Consider the following 15,727-nt stretch of genomic DNA (forward strand, 5'->3'; position numbering starts at 1 on the left):
CTGGGGTAACTGATTTGTTATAGAGCCTTATACTTCTCGTGCCAAGCCTCATATACCTTGATTACTTCTGAATTTACACTGGGTTTCCTTATCTTAAGGATCTCCTTAAAGTCCTCCATATTAACAGCTCTAGGTTGCTCTAATTTTTTGTCGAACATCTCCTTTACTACCCTTATATGGGCAGCTTGAACTATGTCTTTTATATCACTTGCAGTATACCCTTCTGTCATTTTAGCTAGTTCATCTATATTAAAATTGTCCATTTTTATCTTTGAAGTATAGTGTAATAATAGTGACTTTCTTTGCTCAACATCTGGTAAGCGTATGTATATTCTCTTCTGAAATCTTCTTAAGAACGGCTCATCTAGTCTCCAAGGCTTATTGGTTGCACCTATAACATAGACCTTGAAATTCTCAGATTTGTCCTGCAAACCATCCATTTCTTTTAAGAATTGATTTCTTACCCTAACTTCCCCACCATTTTCACTATTATATGTACCAAGTAATGCATCTATCTCGTCTATGAATATTATCACAGGTTTACCATCCTTCTTGGACAATTCTCTAGCACTGTTGAATATTTTTGCTACATTTTTTTCAGCCTCACCTAGCCACTTAGACATCACTGATGCTGCATCGACTTGAATAAAATATGAGTCAATCTCGTTAGCTACAGCAGCTGCGATCATCGTTTTACCACAACCTGGAGGTCCATAAACCAATATACCTCTAGGCCATCCTAAAGGAAATAGGTCTGGTCTTCTTGTAGGATAAACAATAGCCTCTTTTAGAGCCTCTTTAACGTCTTCCAAACCCACGATGTCATTAAAGCTTACTTTAGGTTTCTCCTTCATTACTAAATCGTCTACAGAGACTTGGCTATGTTTGCCATTCCCATTACCCGCACCATCAGCAGGAATTAATTCCTTTAAAACCTCTATTCGCCTTTTATACTCATTAATCATTTGCTCATATATAGCAGCTGTTGATCCGTCCCTATATAGAGAAACTAGTTGTGCTAATACCTCGATCGCTTTCTTGTAATTGGTAATTGCCTCTTCAGCATTTCCCTCTTTGTCGGCTTTTACAGCATTTATAGCATACTTTCTTGCCATCTCTTCAAGCATTACTTGGGCAGACATGCTTAACCCTCAAGCACAATTAGACCTTTTTCTTCAAGTTTTCTTAACATATTAAAGACTTCCTCTTTACTGACATCAAAATTCTTTGCTATATACTCTACATCAATAAATCCACCAGTAGTCTTTATGTAATTTAGTATCATGTCCTCTGATAAACTCTTCTTATTGCTACTCTGAACTTGTTTAGCTACTCTCTTTGGTAACTCTGAAGGTGGATGGGGTAGTTCTGGCAATAATTCTCTGACTTTTACTTCAGCCATCTTCTGAGCTTCTTCCATTATCTGTTTCGCTTGTTCGTCAGAAACTGTTGGAACAAACGTCTTTTCGCTTAATGCACCAGTTTCAATAGCTATACTATTTACGCTACTTGTTATTGAATCTAAAGCGAGAGCCACTTCTGGTGCTATACCTCTAACTTGCTCCTTTAATTCTCCCAATATACGCATTACTGGGAATAGCACTAGAGAAACTCCCTGTAGCTCCTGGACGGTATCTAGTTTTAATCTTACCTTTTCTATGGCTAAATATGCAGTATATATTATTTTAATCATTTTTCGTATGTCCGAGATCTCTTGTGCATATATCGTAGCTCTCGCTATATCTCCTTCAATTTGAGATCTAATGACTTTCTCAAAGAGATCTTTGTCTCTCTCCCTTAATCTCCTTATCGCTTCGTCTAATCTATCCTGCTGCTCTTTTAATTTTAAAGATATTTCAGTTATCGCTTTGGACAAATGCACCTTTCTCTTTCTATCGCTATTAAAAATTATCGATAACTTATCAAACATCCTATGTCACTAATTCTTCATAAAGTATTTATTACCCTTACTGGTATTGGAACAGACACTTCAGACTTATTACCCTCGTTCTTATTTGACTGTTCTGTTGACGTGTTTAATGAGGCAGAAGGCTTAAGTTCTATTACCTCCTTATCCAATCCGTCAAGTTTATCTAGAGTTTTCTTTATATCGTCTCTTTCCAATGCATAACTATCCCTAGATAACCTCAGAATTTCCATAGAATTTTTATATGCAAGTTCTGGTATTTCACCCGATATGTAATTTATCTTCAATGCAATCATAGCTCTATCAATTTGAGCAACTTGGTCCTCTATTGAGTTTAATCTATCTTTTAATCTTCCCTTTAATCTTGAATGCTCATCTCTTATCTTTAGTAACTCACTGTCTAACTTCCTCTTCATATCCTCATATGTACTTTTAGGTATCTCTTGCCTAGAGTATAACTCCTCGAGCGCTCTTTGTCTCTTCCTTATCTTCTCCATCTGTCCTAACACTTTCAAAGAGTCAGTTTTCCAATCAGGTAATATTACTACAGAATCTCCATCAACTTTTACGCTATTCGGAGAATATGTCTTGATTTCTTCACCTTTAAATAATTCAATACCTGTTATTGTACCATCAATTTCAGTATAAACATGAACTATTACTCCAGCATCACGGCCATAAACGTCCTTTACCTTTTGCCCTATGAACTTTGTTAATACCTCAACCGGAATGCCCATGGTATTACTCCTCAAAGTTATCAGCTATGATGATTATATTTATAAGAATTTAGGCTCTTCAGTAGGTAGAGGTTCATCATCAATAAGCGCTTTTAACCCTCATCATTAGCCCCATAATATTACGCTAATCAGCTTATAAACATTTAAAGATGAACCTAATAATTAATGAGCCTGGAAACATTTCACTATATTGCTAATCAATTATCAGGTATATTTAACTTCAATGGAGAGCCTTTAGCATCAGCCTTAATAATACTAGGCTTAGCAATACTTTCAATAATGATATTGGCTGGGTTAATTTATGGAGCAATAAAGGTAGTTAAAGCAGTTCCAAACATGCCTTTTAAACAATTCATCATAGTTATGATAATGATAGCAGTATTCTTAGTAATCGTTGGAGTACTAATACCCTAAAGGTAAAAATTTTTACCGTAAAACTCTAATCCATAATCCAACTCTATTTCTATTAACCTGTTATACTTACTTGTTCTCTCTCCTCTTGAAGGAGCACCAGTTTTGATGAACTCACTTTGGGTACCTACTGCAAGATCAGCTATTATGGAATCTTCAGTCTCTCCGCTCCTGTGGCTGACAATTGTCTTCACAGCATTTCTTCTGGCGAAATCTATATAATCTAAAGTTTCGGTTATGGTTCCAATTTGATTGGGCTTAACTATGGTACCTTTACTTGACATTCTTTCTATTCCCTTCTTCAAATATTCTATATTTGTCACATACAAATCGTCACCGGTTACAATAGTTTTTTTCAGCTTACTTTGCAACTGAGAAAACGAATCATAATCGTTCTCCTCAAAGGGATCTTCAATATACATCAAAGGATACATATCCGCTAATTGCTTGTAGTAATCTATCAATTCACCTGCAGTATACCTTTTACCATCCATTTCATAGTGAGACTCATGAAAGAAATTAGAGGCTGCAGCGTCCATACCCATAAAAATCTTGTCCTCATATCCTAGGCTTTTTATAGATGCATAAACGAGATCTAATGCGTCCATCGTCTTTTCAAGTGGAGGAGAGAATCCCCCTTCATCACCTAAGGCTGTATATATCTTTCCATATCTTTCAGTGATTAAATCCTTTAGCCTTTTATATACTTCAATGGAGGCTTGAATGGCTTCAGTAAACTTATCAAAATTCTTGGGAATTATGATAAATTCCTGAATCTTTAGATTATTTCCTGCGTGAAGGCCACCATTTAATATATTTAAAAGAGGTATTGGAATGTATTTGGCTCTGGGACCTCCTATATATTCAAAGTACTCCTGTCCTAACGCTCTCGATGCGGTTTTCAAAACAGCTATAGAAGTAGCTATCATAGTATTACCACCAATTCTTGATTTATTTTGTGTACCATCAAGCCTTATTAGCGTTGTATCTATAACCCTTTGCCTTCTCACATCATAATCTCTTAGAGAATCGTTCAATACAGTATTTACTAATTCTACAGCATCAATCACTCTCCCATTTTTATCCTTGAGCTCTACGGCTTCATTTGCACCTTTTGATGCACCTGCAGGAGCATCACCAAATCCTACTATTCCGTCATACGTTTCCACTCTAACTCTAATTGTCCTATTGCCTCTAGAATCAATTATCTCATAACCCTTTAATTTCCTTATTCTAAACCTATCGTTCATTTTAAGTCTGTTTGTGTATATTTTGGATAAGATAATAAATGTTAGTCTCGGAGGCTGTGCTTCCATTATTATTTTATGGAATATTAACGCCTATATATCAAGTAATTTTAAGGGAAAAAATTAGTAATGTAAAAGGATTTTATCTAGCTTGGATAACTGCACCGTTCCTGGTGGGATATTTCTTTTACTCAACTTTAGTTGAGGTTTTTCTATTACTTATATTCAATGTAATTGGATATATTATTGTTCTTAAAAATAAATACAAGTACATATTTCCACTACTTCTTTTTTCAGCAGTGATAATACAAATATTTTATATCTTAACAACACTACATACTATTCATGGTTAGAAAGAAAGCAGTTGAAGCAGACGTTTGTCCTAACTGTGGTAAAAAAGCTGAAAAACCAGTTAAGACGTGGCAATTGGTATCTCCATTACCAGACGCCTACGGAAGAATAACAATTACAGTTATGGGATCATATGAATGCGGTAATTGTGGACATAAATGGAAAGCAGTAGTTTCTAAGATAAAAGCTGGTGGAAGCTCAGTAGAAATTGAAGGAAAGAAAGGAAAGAAAACTATAGGAGAGGAGAAAGAAGATAAAAGAGAGGGAGAAGTTATAGAATTGGATATAAGTGATTTAGATGAAGAAGAGTGATGTAGCAATAGTACTTGTCGTGATACTAATTTACGTTGTATTGTTCTCTGGAATTGTCCAGACAGCCAGTATTGAAGGAGTATCCATGTATCCAGTTTTCCAAAACGGATTCCTTACTTTTTATGTATCACCATCTGATATCTCAGTAGGAAACATAATTATATATAAGTCAACTGTTGGTACTTATGTTATCCATCAGGTGATACATATTGATGGAAATTCTTACGTGACAAAAGGTGTTGATAACATAACAAATTACCTTCCAGATAATAAAATAGGTTTAGAGCCTCAATCTGGAATTCCAAAAACGTTAGTTATTGGAAAAGTAGCTGAGGTAAATGGGTTTGTAATAAGTATACCCTACTTAGGTTACATTTCTATATTGTTCTCTTCATTGTAGACTTTTTACCTTACCCTCTTGTCTTAATCTATAAACTCTGTATGTAGGAGTTATTGTGCTTGGATGATTTGCAGTAACTTGATCTATTCTACCTACAGTAGTATTGGTAGGAGATGAGATTACATTATTAGGATTGTTGTAAGCCTCTCTAACTATCTCAGTTAGAGCCTCTGCAAAAGAGTCTAATACTTCCTTAGGCTCAGTCTCTGTTGGTTCAATCATAATAGATTCCTCTATATTTGGAGGAAAATATATTGTTGGTGCATAGAAACCCCTATCAATTAAGGCTTTAGCTATATCGAAAGCTGTCACACCCTTATCCCTCGCTAACTCCTTTGCTGAAAATACAACCTCATGTTTTCTTGGTCTATACGGAGCAATTAGATCTAAGCCTTTAACATTTCTAAGCTTAGAAATAATATAATTAGTTGCTAAGGTACTTAGTTTTCCTATCATGGACAATCCCTCAGCTCCAAGTCCTAGAATGTATACATATGATCTTACAACATTTCCTATGTTACCATAAAAAGATGCAATCTTTCCTATAGTGTGCTTTGGAATGTAATCTATGGCATATTTGCCATTTTTCTTTTCTACTATTGGATAAGGTAGAAAATCTACCATATCTCCTTTAGCACATATAGCACCTGCACCTGGTCCTCCTCCTCCATGTGGAACTGCAAATGTTTTATGAAGATTAAGATGAACTATATCAAAACCCATGTCTCCTGGTCTCACTAGACCCAATATTCCATTCATATTAGCTCCATCATAGTATAACTTGGCATCTACATTATGAAGCAACTTAGCTATTTCTACTATATTTTCTTCGAAAAGACCTAAAGTATTTGGATTAGTGAGCATAAATCCAGCTGTTTTCTCTCCTACTACCTCTCTTAATAAATCAATATCCACTAACCCCTCTTTATTAGATCTAATATAGATTACCTTATAACCAGCCATCGCAGCACTTGCTGGGTTAGTTCCATGTGCAGTATCTGCAACTAACATTTCGTCTCTACTAAACCTCTCCTTTAATTCATGATACTTCTTTATCATCAGAACGCCAGCCAACTCGCCTGCTGAACCAGCCGGTACTTGCAAACTACATATATCAGTCCCTGTTATTTCAGCTAACATAAGTTGCATTTCATAAATGATCTCTAGGATTCCTTGGACAGTCTCAGAATCCTGCAAGGGATGTAAACCTGAAACGACGTCGCTTATCTTCTCTTCGACTTTTGGATTATATTTCATTGTGCAGGAACCCAGGGGTACAAATCCTGTATCTACACCGAAACTCATTTGGGATAATCTTATGTAGTGCCTTACAGCCTCTAACTCACTAATGGAAGGTAGATTAGGCTCATTTCTCCTCTTTAGATTTTCAGGAATGTTTAAGGTTATTTCTTTTCTTAAACTATCATCATGAGGAATTAAAGTTCCTACTCTCCCATTACCCTTATATTCAGTTATTAATGGTTCATCCCACTTTGCTTGTCTCCACACATCAAACCACCTCCGCTATATTTTTGACTAGCTCATCAATCATAACCCTTGTATGGACTTCAGTAAAGCAAAATAACGCACAATAATCATTTAACTGTAAACCCCCGTGTATTCCTTTATTTAAGAGACTCGAATGGATCAAATTATAATTCTTAGGAAATTGTATTACAAATTCTTCAAAGATCTCCCCTGAATATGGAGATTTAAAACCGAGTTCCTCGAATTTCTTTTTGGCGTAGTGACTTCTTACATATATTTCTTCTGCTAGATCCCTTAGACCATGTTTACCTAATAACGAAAGATAGACCGCTGAACCTATTGCCATAAGTGTTTCATTTGTAGTTATATTTGATGTGGCTTTCTCCCTTCTTGTAAACTGTTCTCTTGTTTGCAATATTAATGTGAAAGCCCTATTCCCTTTTTCATCTTTTGTTAAACCAACAATCCTACCAGGCATTTGTCTCACTAGTTGAGAGTCCCACCTTACAGCAAAAATGCCCATAAGCGGACCTCCATAGTTTAGTGGTAATCCAATTTCTTGTCCATCACCTACTGCTATGTCAATACCATATTCCCCTGGGGGCTTAATTAAACCAAGAGATAATGGAGACACCCCCATAATAGTTATTATATTTTTCTTCTTTGCGAAATCCACTATATATTCTATGTTTTCCTCAAAAATTCCGTAAAAATTAGGTTGCTGAATATAAATAGCAGATACATCGTCTGTGTTAATTTGTTCTAATTTTTCAATATCTATTTGACCAGATGTAGAATTTATAGGCAATTCATTTATTTTGATACCTTTACCGTAAACCCATGTCTTTACTACCTCTCTATGATAAGGATTCATATTTGAAGGCAAAAGCACACTCTTTCTCCGATTTATTCTATGTGCCATCAGAACAGCTTCTGCTATAGCACTAGCCCAATCGTACATTGATGCATTTACAAACTCCATTTCTAATAATTCAGCCATAAGGCTTTGATACTCATAAATTGCCTGCAGAAGACCTTGAGAGATTTCAGGCTGATACGGAGTATAAGCAGTATAAAACTCCGATCTAGACATAATGAACTTTACAGCCTCAGGTATATAGTGAGGGCATAGACCCCCTCCTATAAAAGGAGGGTATTTGAGTTCTAGATTTTTCTTCTTCAGTTCATTAAGCCTTTGGGAAATCTCGTATTCGGAAAGAGGTTTATCATAAGGTATGTTAAGTTTCCTTTTAAGTATCAAATCTTGAGGAACGTCAGAAAATAAATTCATAATGTCATTAACGCCTATTTCCTTAAGCATTTCCTCGGTATACTTTAAGTTAGGTAACCAAGGATGCATTTCCATATTTAAGGTCATTCTCACATTATATACCAGATGGTTAATAATGTTTAGTTCACCACTTTTGGATATTGAGACAAAACTAAATGCAGATATAGGAGAATTCGCAAACTGGAAAATGCCTATGAAATATACTAGTTATCAAGACGAACATCTTCTAGTAAGAAGATCAGTAGCATTCTTTGACATATCCCATATGGGTAGACTTAAAGTTTCAGGAAACCAAAATGAACTGGAATTACTTGTCTCCAAAGAAATTTCTAAAAACAAACCAAATTCAATAATTGGACCAACAGCATTTCTTAATGACAAGGGAGGATTCGAAGATGATGTAATGATTTATAAGGTATCAGAAAATGAATTCTTAATCGTAACTAATGCTATAAATCGTGAGAAAATAACTAATTGGATAGGAAAAAATTCTGGATTGAATGTTGAAGATCTGACATTTAAATATGGTATGCTTGCAATTCAGGGAAGGAACGTCTGGAATTTCATAGAAAAAGCTGAGGTTAAACCACTAGAGTTTATTTTAAATACCAAGTTTCTTGGGGAAAACGTATTTTTACTAAGTAGATCAGGGTGGACAGGAGAAGATGGCTTAGAAGTTTGGGCTGATGCCAACACACTAACTTCGATAATTCAGAAATTATTGAAACTTGGTATAAAACCGGCAGGATTAATAGCTAGAGATAGTTTGAGGCAAGAAATGGGGTATGTATTGTACGGAGAGGACATAGATTCTAACATTACACCAGTGGAAGCAAGATATTGGGTGTTTTCACTCGATAAGGATTTCATAGGTAAAGAAAAAATAATGGAACATATAGAGAATGGTGTTAATAGAATAAGATTAGGATTCAAACTTAAGAAAGATGATAGACTTCTTCCTCGAAAAGATTATAAGATAAAGTCTCCCTTAGGCTCAAGGGATGTCGGATACGTAACAAGTAGCACATTCAGTCCTTATTTAAACAGGGTTATTGGAATGGGGTACATAAAACCTGAGTACGCTTACATAGGTTATGAGCTTGCAATAGATATTAGAGGGAAACAAGTAAAAGCAAAAATTTCCGATTTCCCTCTTATTAATACGAGGTGAAACTTTAATGAGTGTAGTAATCGATGGTAAATATCTGATTCTTAAAGATAGGCATTACACCGAGACCGATGAGTGGATATTAATCAACGGGAACATTGCAACAGTTGGAATAACAGATTATGCTCAGAAGAAACTTAAGGATATAGTAGGAATAGAACTACCACAAGTGGGTAGAGAAGTAATTATAGGAGAACAAGTTGCTGTTGTGGAATCTGTTAAGGCTGCTGCAGATATATTCTCGCCTCTCTCCGGTAGTGTGCTAGAAGTAAATAAGGAATTACAGAGTTCCCCTGAGACAATTAATAAGGATCCTTATGGTAGGGGATGGATATTCAAACTAAAGATAAAAGATGAGAAAGAGGTATCTAAATTACTAAATTTCGAACAATACATTATTTCGATAAAACAAAGAGAGGGAATTTGATGAGTAATATAGAAATATTAGAGGATTATATACCACAGTTAACAAGACCTTCTTACCTTATTGTTGGATTACCCGATGCTGGATTAGTAGGTACAATTGCTACTGAATTCCTTGTTAAAAAATTAGGATTAAGTGAATTTGCTACTATTCATGCACCTGATATTTTACCACCGATAATGCATGTAAGAGACGGAATAGCTAAATCACCATTGAAGTTTTATCATAATGGTAAAAACATGATAGTATTTCACTCATATATAGCATTACCTTTCTCAGTGATTAACCAGATAGCTAAAACTTTGATCGACTTCGCAAAGAAGTATGGGATAAATAACATAATTTCCATAACAGGCATACCAGTAGAGAACAGATTATCTGCAACTACACTAAATTCATTTGTAATAGGAAATAATCAACAAGTAACTGAAGAGATAGAAAAAATGGGATTGTCGAAAAAGTTTGGTGAAGGATATATAGCAGGTCCTTATGCTCCCATATTATCCTATTCCCAAAGGGAAAAGTTAAATAATATAATAATAGTCGTCGAATCTTTTATGGATTTGCCAGATCCAGAAGCTTCCGCAATAGCTTTATCTATCTTGTCAAAATACATTGGTTTCCCCTTGGATACAGAAGAACTACTTAAAGAGGCTGAGGAAGTTAGAGAGAGAATTAGGGGACTTATGTCTCAGACTAGAGAGGAATTACCAAAGTACGCAACAGGTAGACCGATGACATACGCGTGAGATTATGCCAGTTTTTAAAGATTTAGAGGACTTAATTAATAACTTGATAAAGAAAGAAGAAGAGAGACTAAAGAAGATAAGGAGAGAGATCGAGAAAGAAATCAAGGAAGTAGAAGAAAGTATAGGGTTCTCCAGAGAGCCCTTGTACACAATGAGAGAATTAATGGATGAATATGAATATATAATTGATATACCAAAAGCAGACTTACAGAGTCTAAAAGTTGATGTAGTTAAAGATATGATGAGAGTAGAGTGTATGACCAAATCTGGTGGAAGATACTTTCTGAGGATAAGATTACCACCAGACATTGACCCAGGTACAGCTAACATAAGAAGAGAAAAATGGCTTATTATAGTTACTTTGAAAAAGCATAGATAATTTTCATACTCTTAATAATACTTAGAAAGATTTTTATAAACTGTGTTAAAATAGGATAAACAGTGAGCTGGTTTTGAGTGAAGGAGCTGGAAGATTTTCTAAAGACGTAGAGACTAGAAAGGTACAAAGATTAGGTTCATCTTCACTCTTTATAACTTTACCCAAGAAGTGGATCAATAAATGGGGAGTAAAACCTGGTGATAAAATTATTATAGAAATTTCCGAGGATGGAGGTCTCAGACTCGTTGCGGAAAAGGTGAAAAATACCTACACTAAAAAGAGCATTAAAATTGACGTGGATAATTATAAACAAAGTATAGTAAACGCCATACCCTCTCTCTACATTTTGGGATATGACGAAATGTTATTTACGACTAAGAAAAACCTAGATCCAAAAGAGATTGAAAATGTAATTACTTTGTCTAAGAATCTAGTAGGAATTGAAGTCGCAGAGAACAATAATAACCTAATAAGATTAGATTGCTTACTTGATACTGAAAAACTTGGTTTAGAGACATTACTTAGAAGAATATTAAATATTATTTCTAAGAAAGTAGATGAAATAATTGAATATTTAAGAGTGCAACAGAGCACAGAGGTTCAACAAACATTAGAAGATTTAAGAAGAGTATACCTCATGCTACTGAGAAGAAGTATAGGGAATAAATATATGGCAGAAAGGGATAAAGTAAGGAACTTCATAATAGCAATCAATTCTACAATAATGATGAGAGTCTACAGAATTATATCCAAATTGCATGATGAAATCAAACATAACCAGATTTCACTTCCACAAGAACAAGCTAAAACTTTAATTGATATGTTCAGGGAGACTAATGATCTTTTTGACGAGATCATTATGAGCATACTTTTCCCCAGTATTAAGAGAATTTCGAATGGTTATACATTAATAAATCAGCTTAAACAAAAATATGAAAGATTGGATATAAAAGATAATTTAATTAGAAATTATTTTGAAGATCTTATATTTAACCTTGAAGAAGCTTTAAATAACTCCTCTTGTTCCATATTCTTGGAGGACGCTCCTTGGATAGAGAGAAATTTTAACTCATAAAACAAATATAAACAGGTGACGGAGAAATGGTCATGTTAAAAATAGAGGACATACATGTTGAAGTTGAAGGTAAAAAAATACTAAAAGGAATAGACATGGAAATAAAGTCAGGAGAAATACATGTATTAATGGGACCTAATGGAAGTGGAAAAACTTCACTTTCCTTAGCATTAATGGGTCATCCTAAATATAAAATAACTCAAGGCAAAATATTACTTGATAATGAGGATATAACCAGCCTAGAGACCTTCGAAAAAGCACGAAAAGGCATATTTCTTGCCTTCCAGAATCCTATAGAAATTAGTGGGGTTAAACTATCAACTTTATTAATAGCAGAGTATTCCAGAATGCATAGTTCAACAGCGCAACCTCAAATGATTATCAAACAGATAAAAGAAGTCAGCAAGTCAGTAGGAGTTAATGACTCTCTACTTAATAGGGGAATATTTGATGGCTTTAGTGGAGGAGAAAAGAAGAGGACAGAAATTCTACAGATGTTATTAATAAAACCGAAAATAGCCATACTTGATGAACCCGACTCTGGTGTAGATGTGGATGGGCTTAAAGCCATTTCAGATGCCATATTAAAATTAAAGTCTGAATCAAATACTGGCTTCTTGATAATAACTCATTACAGAAGAATATTGGAGCATCTAAATGCAGATAAAGTACATATACTGTACAACGGTAAAATAGTCAGAAGCGGAGGTATGGAATTAGCAAAATTAGTCGATGAGAAAGGTTACGAAGGAGCTCTAAAACAGTTTTTATAAAACTATTCATAAAATATTGATGACTAAGTTTAAATGTTATCTTTAACAGAGTTTATATTGGGTAATTCAATTGCCAGAAGAAAAAATATCCGTTGACTTGAACGAGATAATTAATGCTGCCATAGAAGCTAAGCATAATCAAATATCTCAGCAAGAATTTCATAAAAGAGTTGTACAGTCAGGCTTAAGTAAAGATGTAATAGCTGAAATATCAAAAGTTAAAAAAGAGCCTGAATGGATGCTTAGACTAAGGCTCAAAAGCCTTGAGTTATTTGAGAAAATCCCAACACCTAACTGGTTACCAGATTTCTTATCAGCATTAGATATCTCCAAAATGGAGATTTATGTTAAACCAGATGTAGAGAGAACTTCAGACTGGTCACAAATCCCACCAGAAATTAGACAATATTATGAACAAATAGGAGTACCTCAGTCTGAACAAAAATATTTAGGAGGTCTAGTAGCTACATTTGAATCAGAACCTATTTACAGTAATGTAAAGAAAGAGTTACAGAAAAAAGGCGTAATTATGATGCCACCTGAGGAGGCTGTTCAGAAATATCCAGATATCGTAAAAGAGTACTTTACAAGAATATTCCCCGTATCAGATCATAAGTTTGCTGCACTTCATGGTGCTTTATGGAGTGGAGGAGTATTTGTGTATGTACCAAAGGGAGTAAAAATAACAATGCCAGTTGAGGGATTTTTCATAATAGGTGGAGAGATGGAAGGTCAATTTGAGCATACTTTGCTTATAGCTGATGAAGGATCATACATTCACTTCATTGAAGGTTGTAGTGCACCACAGCTAAAGAAATTCTCATTCCATGATGGAATGGTTGAATTATATGCAAAGAAAAATGCCTACATTAAATTTACAACTATTCAAAACTGGAGTAAAGACATAATCAATTTCAACAATAAGAGGGCATGGGCTGATGAAAACTCAACAGTAGAATGGGTTGAGGGTTCCTTAGGTTCTAGATATAGTTTTGTATACCCATCCACGATATTGAGAGGTAAAGGAGCATCCTCAACTAGCTTAGTAGTAACATTCACAAGCGGAGAAGGTGAGTGGAAAGATAGTGGCTCAAAAATGATCCATGCAGCACCATACACTAAGAGTAAAGTAGTTAGTAAAAATATAGGTTTCAGAGGAGGTCTTAATGTATACAGAGGACTAATTAGAGTTAATAAGGGAGCAGTAGGCTCTAAAGCATTTGTAAAATGTGATTCATTGATGTTAGATGAAAAGACAAAAGCCTACACATTCCCTCATAATCAAGTATTCGAGGAAGATGCTGATGTAGCCCATGAGGCTCATACATTCAGAATGAATGAGGATCAGCTGTTTTACTTGATGACAAGGGGGATAGACGAGAAGGAAGCTGTATCAATGTTAGTTCTAGGATTTATTGACGAAATAATGAAGGAGATGCCTTTCGAATATGCTACAATGCTGAATAAAGTTATTAAGCTAGAACTTGATAAGCTAGGTGCAGTGGCTTAAATGGGCTTAATTGATTTTTCTTCTGCACAAAATTACATTTCTAAATTAGAAAATAGAAGCGAAAGAGAAAGACTTCTTTCACAGTTTCTTACAATGCCATACCAGAGAATAAATGACTCTCCTTCTTTGAAGCATTACACTGACTGGAATAGACTTGAAGCATTAAATTTAGAAATAAAAGATATTAATATTAAAGAACCTTCTAAATCTATCTTAGACCAGGAGTATAAAATCCTAACTATACCTCAAGCCACAAAATTAGATGGATTTATAAAGATAGAAGATAAGCCGGAGAATGCTCTAATAAAAGCTGATGAGCATAAGTTAGTAAGTTTAGTCCTTGCACTATCTAAAAAGACAGTAATTGATCTATCTGCAATCACACCTAGAAAATTACTAATTTACCATAATTCATCCAGTAACTCATTAATACCAGCTAATATAGAGCTAAAGATCCCTGAAGGTGAAAATGTTGATGTAGTGTACTTTAGTGAAACCGATGATCAGAACTCAATGACTTCAAGTTTGATTTCGTTTGTAGTACCCCAAAACTCTACTCTTAACTTGTCCATAATTTCTCTTTCAGCCCATTCCTTCATTTATACAAAAGGATTAGTTAAGGGAACAATAAATGCGAATATATTTTCATCTAAAACTAAGCTAACTCATATAGATTATTATGTTGATTTAGACGAAAAGGCTCAGTCCACATTTTCATCAAGGGCAATAGGCATAGAGGATAATAATGTAGATATTAGAGTTGCTGTAAATCACCTAGGAGTCCAGAGTAGAAGTGAAGGAACTCTCAGAGGAATTTCTACAGATAACTCCCTAGTTATAGTTAGAGGAAATGCAATAATAAGTGAAAGCGGAATTGACTCCTCCACATCAATAATTGGAAAAGCCTATACCATAGGGAAAGATTCAAAGGCAATAGTAGCACCTATGTTAGAAGTTAAGACAGGAAAAGTACAAATGGCTAAACATTCGGCATCTATATCTAAAGTTCCTGAAGATTTAATATTCTATTTGGAATCTAGAGGATTTAGCAGAAAGGAAGCTGAGTCTCTCATAATAAAAGGGTTTATGATTGACGAGAATGATCCTAAATTCCTTGTCGATCTCATTAATGAAATACTTACGGAGCGTAAGATATTAGTTTCAGTCTAGTCTCTCTATTTTCATTTGTGGACATATTTTTAATATATAACCATTTGAGATGGTAATACTCGATTTATGATGAGAGTAATCACATTTAAAGTAGATGAAGATCTACTACAAGAGCTAGATCTTTACGCTATAAACTCTAAATCTAGTAGAAGCGAAATTATAAGAGAAGCACTAATAAGGTATTTAAAAGACAGGAAGTAAGCCGCCGCCGGGATTTGAACCCGGGACCACTGGCTGTCCTGAAGCCATCCTTACAAGGCCAGCGCTCTGGCCGTGCTGAGCTACGGCGGCAAATAAAAATAGTCTTTAACGGAT

At 34.9% G+C, this 15,727-nt stretch carries 19 protein-coding genes and 1 tRNA gene; 13 read left to right on the plus strand and 7 right to left on the minus strand.

All coding sequences use genetic code 11. From position 1 onward, the window contains the following. Positions 1-17 precede the first annotated feature (17 nt). The 3 genes from SUSAZ_06565 to SUSAZ_06575 are packed head-to-tail and all read right to left on the minus strand — an operon-like array spanning position 18 to position 2,664. Positions 18-1,142, minus strand: a complete 1,125-nt coding sequence (locus tag SUSAZ_06565) for an ATPase AAA (GenBank protein ID AHC51634.1) — start codon at positions 1,140-1,142, stop codon at positions 18-20. Positions 1,143-1,144: 2 nt separating this feature from the next. Then, the gene (locus SUSAZ_06570; protein ID AHC51635.1) at positions 1,145-1,930 is read right to left on the minus strand and encodes a cell division protein; all 786 of its coding nucleotides are present in this window, start codon (positions 1,928-1,930) and stop codon (positions 1,145-1,147) included. A 17-nt stretch (positions 1,931-1,947) separates the two neighbouring features. Beyond that, a complete protein-coding gene (locus SUSAZ_06575; protein AHC51636.1) occupies positions 1,948-2,664 on the minus strand; it encodes a cell division protein in 717 nt (238 codons plus the stop codon). A gap of 165 nt (positions 2,665-2,829) precedes the next feature. Here SUSAZ_06575 and SUSAZ_06580 point away from each other — a divergent pair, with 165 nt between their 5' ends. Beyond that, positions 2,830-3,078, plus strand: coding sequence for a hypothetical protein (locus tag SUSAZ_06580; GenBank protein AHC51637.1), 249 nt, complete (start codon positions 2,830-2,832; stop codon positions 3,076-3,078). On the opposite strand, the gene eno is transcribed toward SUSAZ_06580, so the two are convergent. After that, a complete protein-coding gene (gene eno, locus SUSAZ_06585) occupies positions 3,075-4,325 on the minus strand; it encodes an enolase (GenBank protein ID AHC51638.1) in 1,251 nt (416 codons plus the stop codon). The genes SUSAZ_06580 and eno overlap by 4 nt on opposite strands. Before the next feature lie 38 nt (positions 4,326-4,363). On the opposite strand from eno, the gene SUSAZ_06590 reads away from it, so the two are divergent. The 3 genes from SUSAZ_06590 to SUSAZ_06600 are packed head-to-tail and all read left to right on the plus strand — an operon-like array spanning position 4,364 to position 5,385. Then, on the plus strand, positions 4,364-4,675 hold the full coding sequence (locus SUSAZ_06590; protein AHC51639.1) for a hypothetical protein: 312 nt from the start codon (positions 4,364-4,366) through the stop codon (positions 4,673-4,675). Next, the gene (locus tag SUSAZ_06595; GenBank protein ID AHC51640.1) at positions 4,668-4,985 is read left to right on the plus strand and encodes a Chromatin protein Cren7; all 318 of its coding nucleotides are present in this window, start codon (positions 4,668-4,670) and stop codon (positions 4,983-4,985) included. Before SUSAZ_06590 ends, SUSAZ_06595 begins: the two co-directional genes overlap by 8 nt. Then, positions 4,972-5,385, plus strand: coding sequence for a peptidase S26 (locus SUSAZ_06600; protein AHC51641.1), 414 nt, complete (start codon positions 4,972-4,974; stop codon positions 5,383-5,385). The genes SUSAZ_06595 and SUSAZ_06600 overlap by 14 nt, the downstream gene beginning before the upstream one ends. On the opposite strand, the gene SUSAZ_06605 is transcribed toward SUSAZ_06600, so the two are convergent. Both SUSAZ_06605 and SUSAZ_06610 read right to left on the minus strand, forming a co-directional pair. Next, positions 5,377-6,894 (minus strand): glycine dehydrogenase subunit 2, encoded by a 1,518-nt coding sequence (locus tag SUSAZ_06605; GenBank protein ID AHC51642.1) that lies wholly within the window; start codon positions 6,892-6,894, stop codon positions 5,377-5,379. The genes SUSAZ_06600 and SUSAZ_06605 overlap by 9 nt on opposite strands. 1 nt (position 6,895) lies before the next feature. After that, entirely contained in the window at positions 6,896-8,239 is a 1,344-nt protein-coding gene (locus tag SUSAZ_06610) for a glycine dehydrogenase subunit 1 (protein ID AHC51643.1), read from the minus strand. Between the two features lie 40 nt (positions 8,240-8,279). Here SUSAZ_06610 and SUSAZ_06615 point away from each other — a divergent pair, with 40 nt between their 5' ends. The 9 genes from SUSAZ_06615 to SUSAZ_06655 all read left to right on the plus strand — a co-directional run bounded on the left by SUSAZ_06615 (position 8,280) and on the right by SUSAZ_06655 (position 15,613). Next, positions 8,280-9,335, plus strand: coding sequence for a glycine cleavage system protein T (locus SUSAZ_06615; GenBank protein ID AHC51644.1), 1,056 nt, complete (start codon positions 8,280-8,282; stop codon positions 9,333-9,335). A gap of 7 nt (positions 9,336-9,342) precedes the next feature. Further along, positions 9,343-9,759 carry a glycine cleavage system protein H gene (locus SUSAZ_06620; GenBank protein AHC51645.1) on the plus strand — a complete coding sequence of 139 codons (417 nt, stop codon included), beginning with the start codon at positions 9,343-9,345 and terminating at the stop codon, positions 9,757-9,759. Beyond that, positions 9,759-10,505: a carboxylate-amine ligase gene (locus SUSAZ_06625; GenBank protein ID AHC51646.1), complete on the plus strand. Its 747-nt coding sequence runs from the start codon at positions 9,759-9,761 to the stop codon at positions 10,503-10,505. The genes SUSAZ_06620 and SUSAZ_06625 overlap by 1 nt, the downstream gene beginning before the upstream one ends. Positions 10,506-10,509: 4 nt before the next feature. Then, positions 10,510-10,884, plus strand: a complete 375-nt coding sequence (locus SUSAZ_06630) for a hypothetical protein (GenBank protein AHC51647.1) — start codon at positions 10,510-10,512, stop codon at positions 10,882-10,884. 73 nt (positions 10,885-10,957) lie between these two features. After that, positions 10,958-11,959 carry an AbrB family transcriptional regulator gene (locus SUSAZ_06635; GenBank protein AHC51648.1) on the plus strand — a complete coding sequence of 334 codons (1,002 nt, stop codon included), beginning with the start codon at positions 10,958-10,960 and terminating at the stop codon, positions 11,957-11,959. A gap of 26 nt (positions 11,960-11,985) precedes the next feature. Next, positions 11,986-12,732, plus strand: coding sequence for an iron ABC transporter ATP-binding protein (locus tag SUSAZ_06640; protein ID AHC51649.1), 747 nt, complete (start codon positions 11,986-11,988; stop codon positions 12,730-12,732). 70 nt (positions 12,733-12,802) lie between these two features. After that, on the plus strand, positions 12,803-14,242 hold the full coding sequence (locus tag SUSAZ_06645) for a Fe-S cluster assembly protein SufB (protein AHC51650.1): 1,440 nt from the start codon (positions 12,803-12,805) through the stop codon (positions 14,240-14,242). After that, positions 14,243-15,412 carry a hypothetical protein gene (locus SUSAZ_06650; GenBank protein ID AHC51651.1) on the plus strand — a complete coding sequence of 390 codons (1,170 nt, stop codon included), beginning with the start codon at positions 14,243-14,245 and terminating at the stop codon, positions 15,410-15,412. It abuts the gene before it with no gap. 69 nt (positions 15,413-15,481) lie between these two features. Further along, a complete protein-coding gene (locus SUSAZ_06655) occupies positions 15,482-15,613 on the plus strand; it encodes a hypothetical protein (protein ID AHC51652.1) in 132 nt (43 codons plus the stop codon). Here the strand turns inward: SUSAZ_06655 and SUSAZ_06660 are convergent. Further along, positions 15,613-15,703 (minus strand) — tRNA-Thr (locus tag SUSAZ_06660). The genes SUSAZ_06655 and SUSAZ_06660 overlap by 1 nt on opposite strands. Positions 15,704-15,727 lie beyond the last annotated feature (24 nt).

Origin of the sequence: Sulfolobus acidocaldarius SUSAZ (assembly GCA_000508305.1) — an archaeon.
In the GTDB taxonomy this organism is placed as follows: Archaea; Thermoproteota; Thermoprotei_A; order Sulfolobales; family Sulfolobaceae; genus Sulfolobus; species Sulfolobus acidocaldarius_A.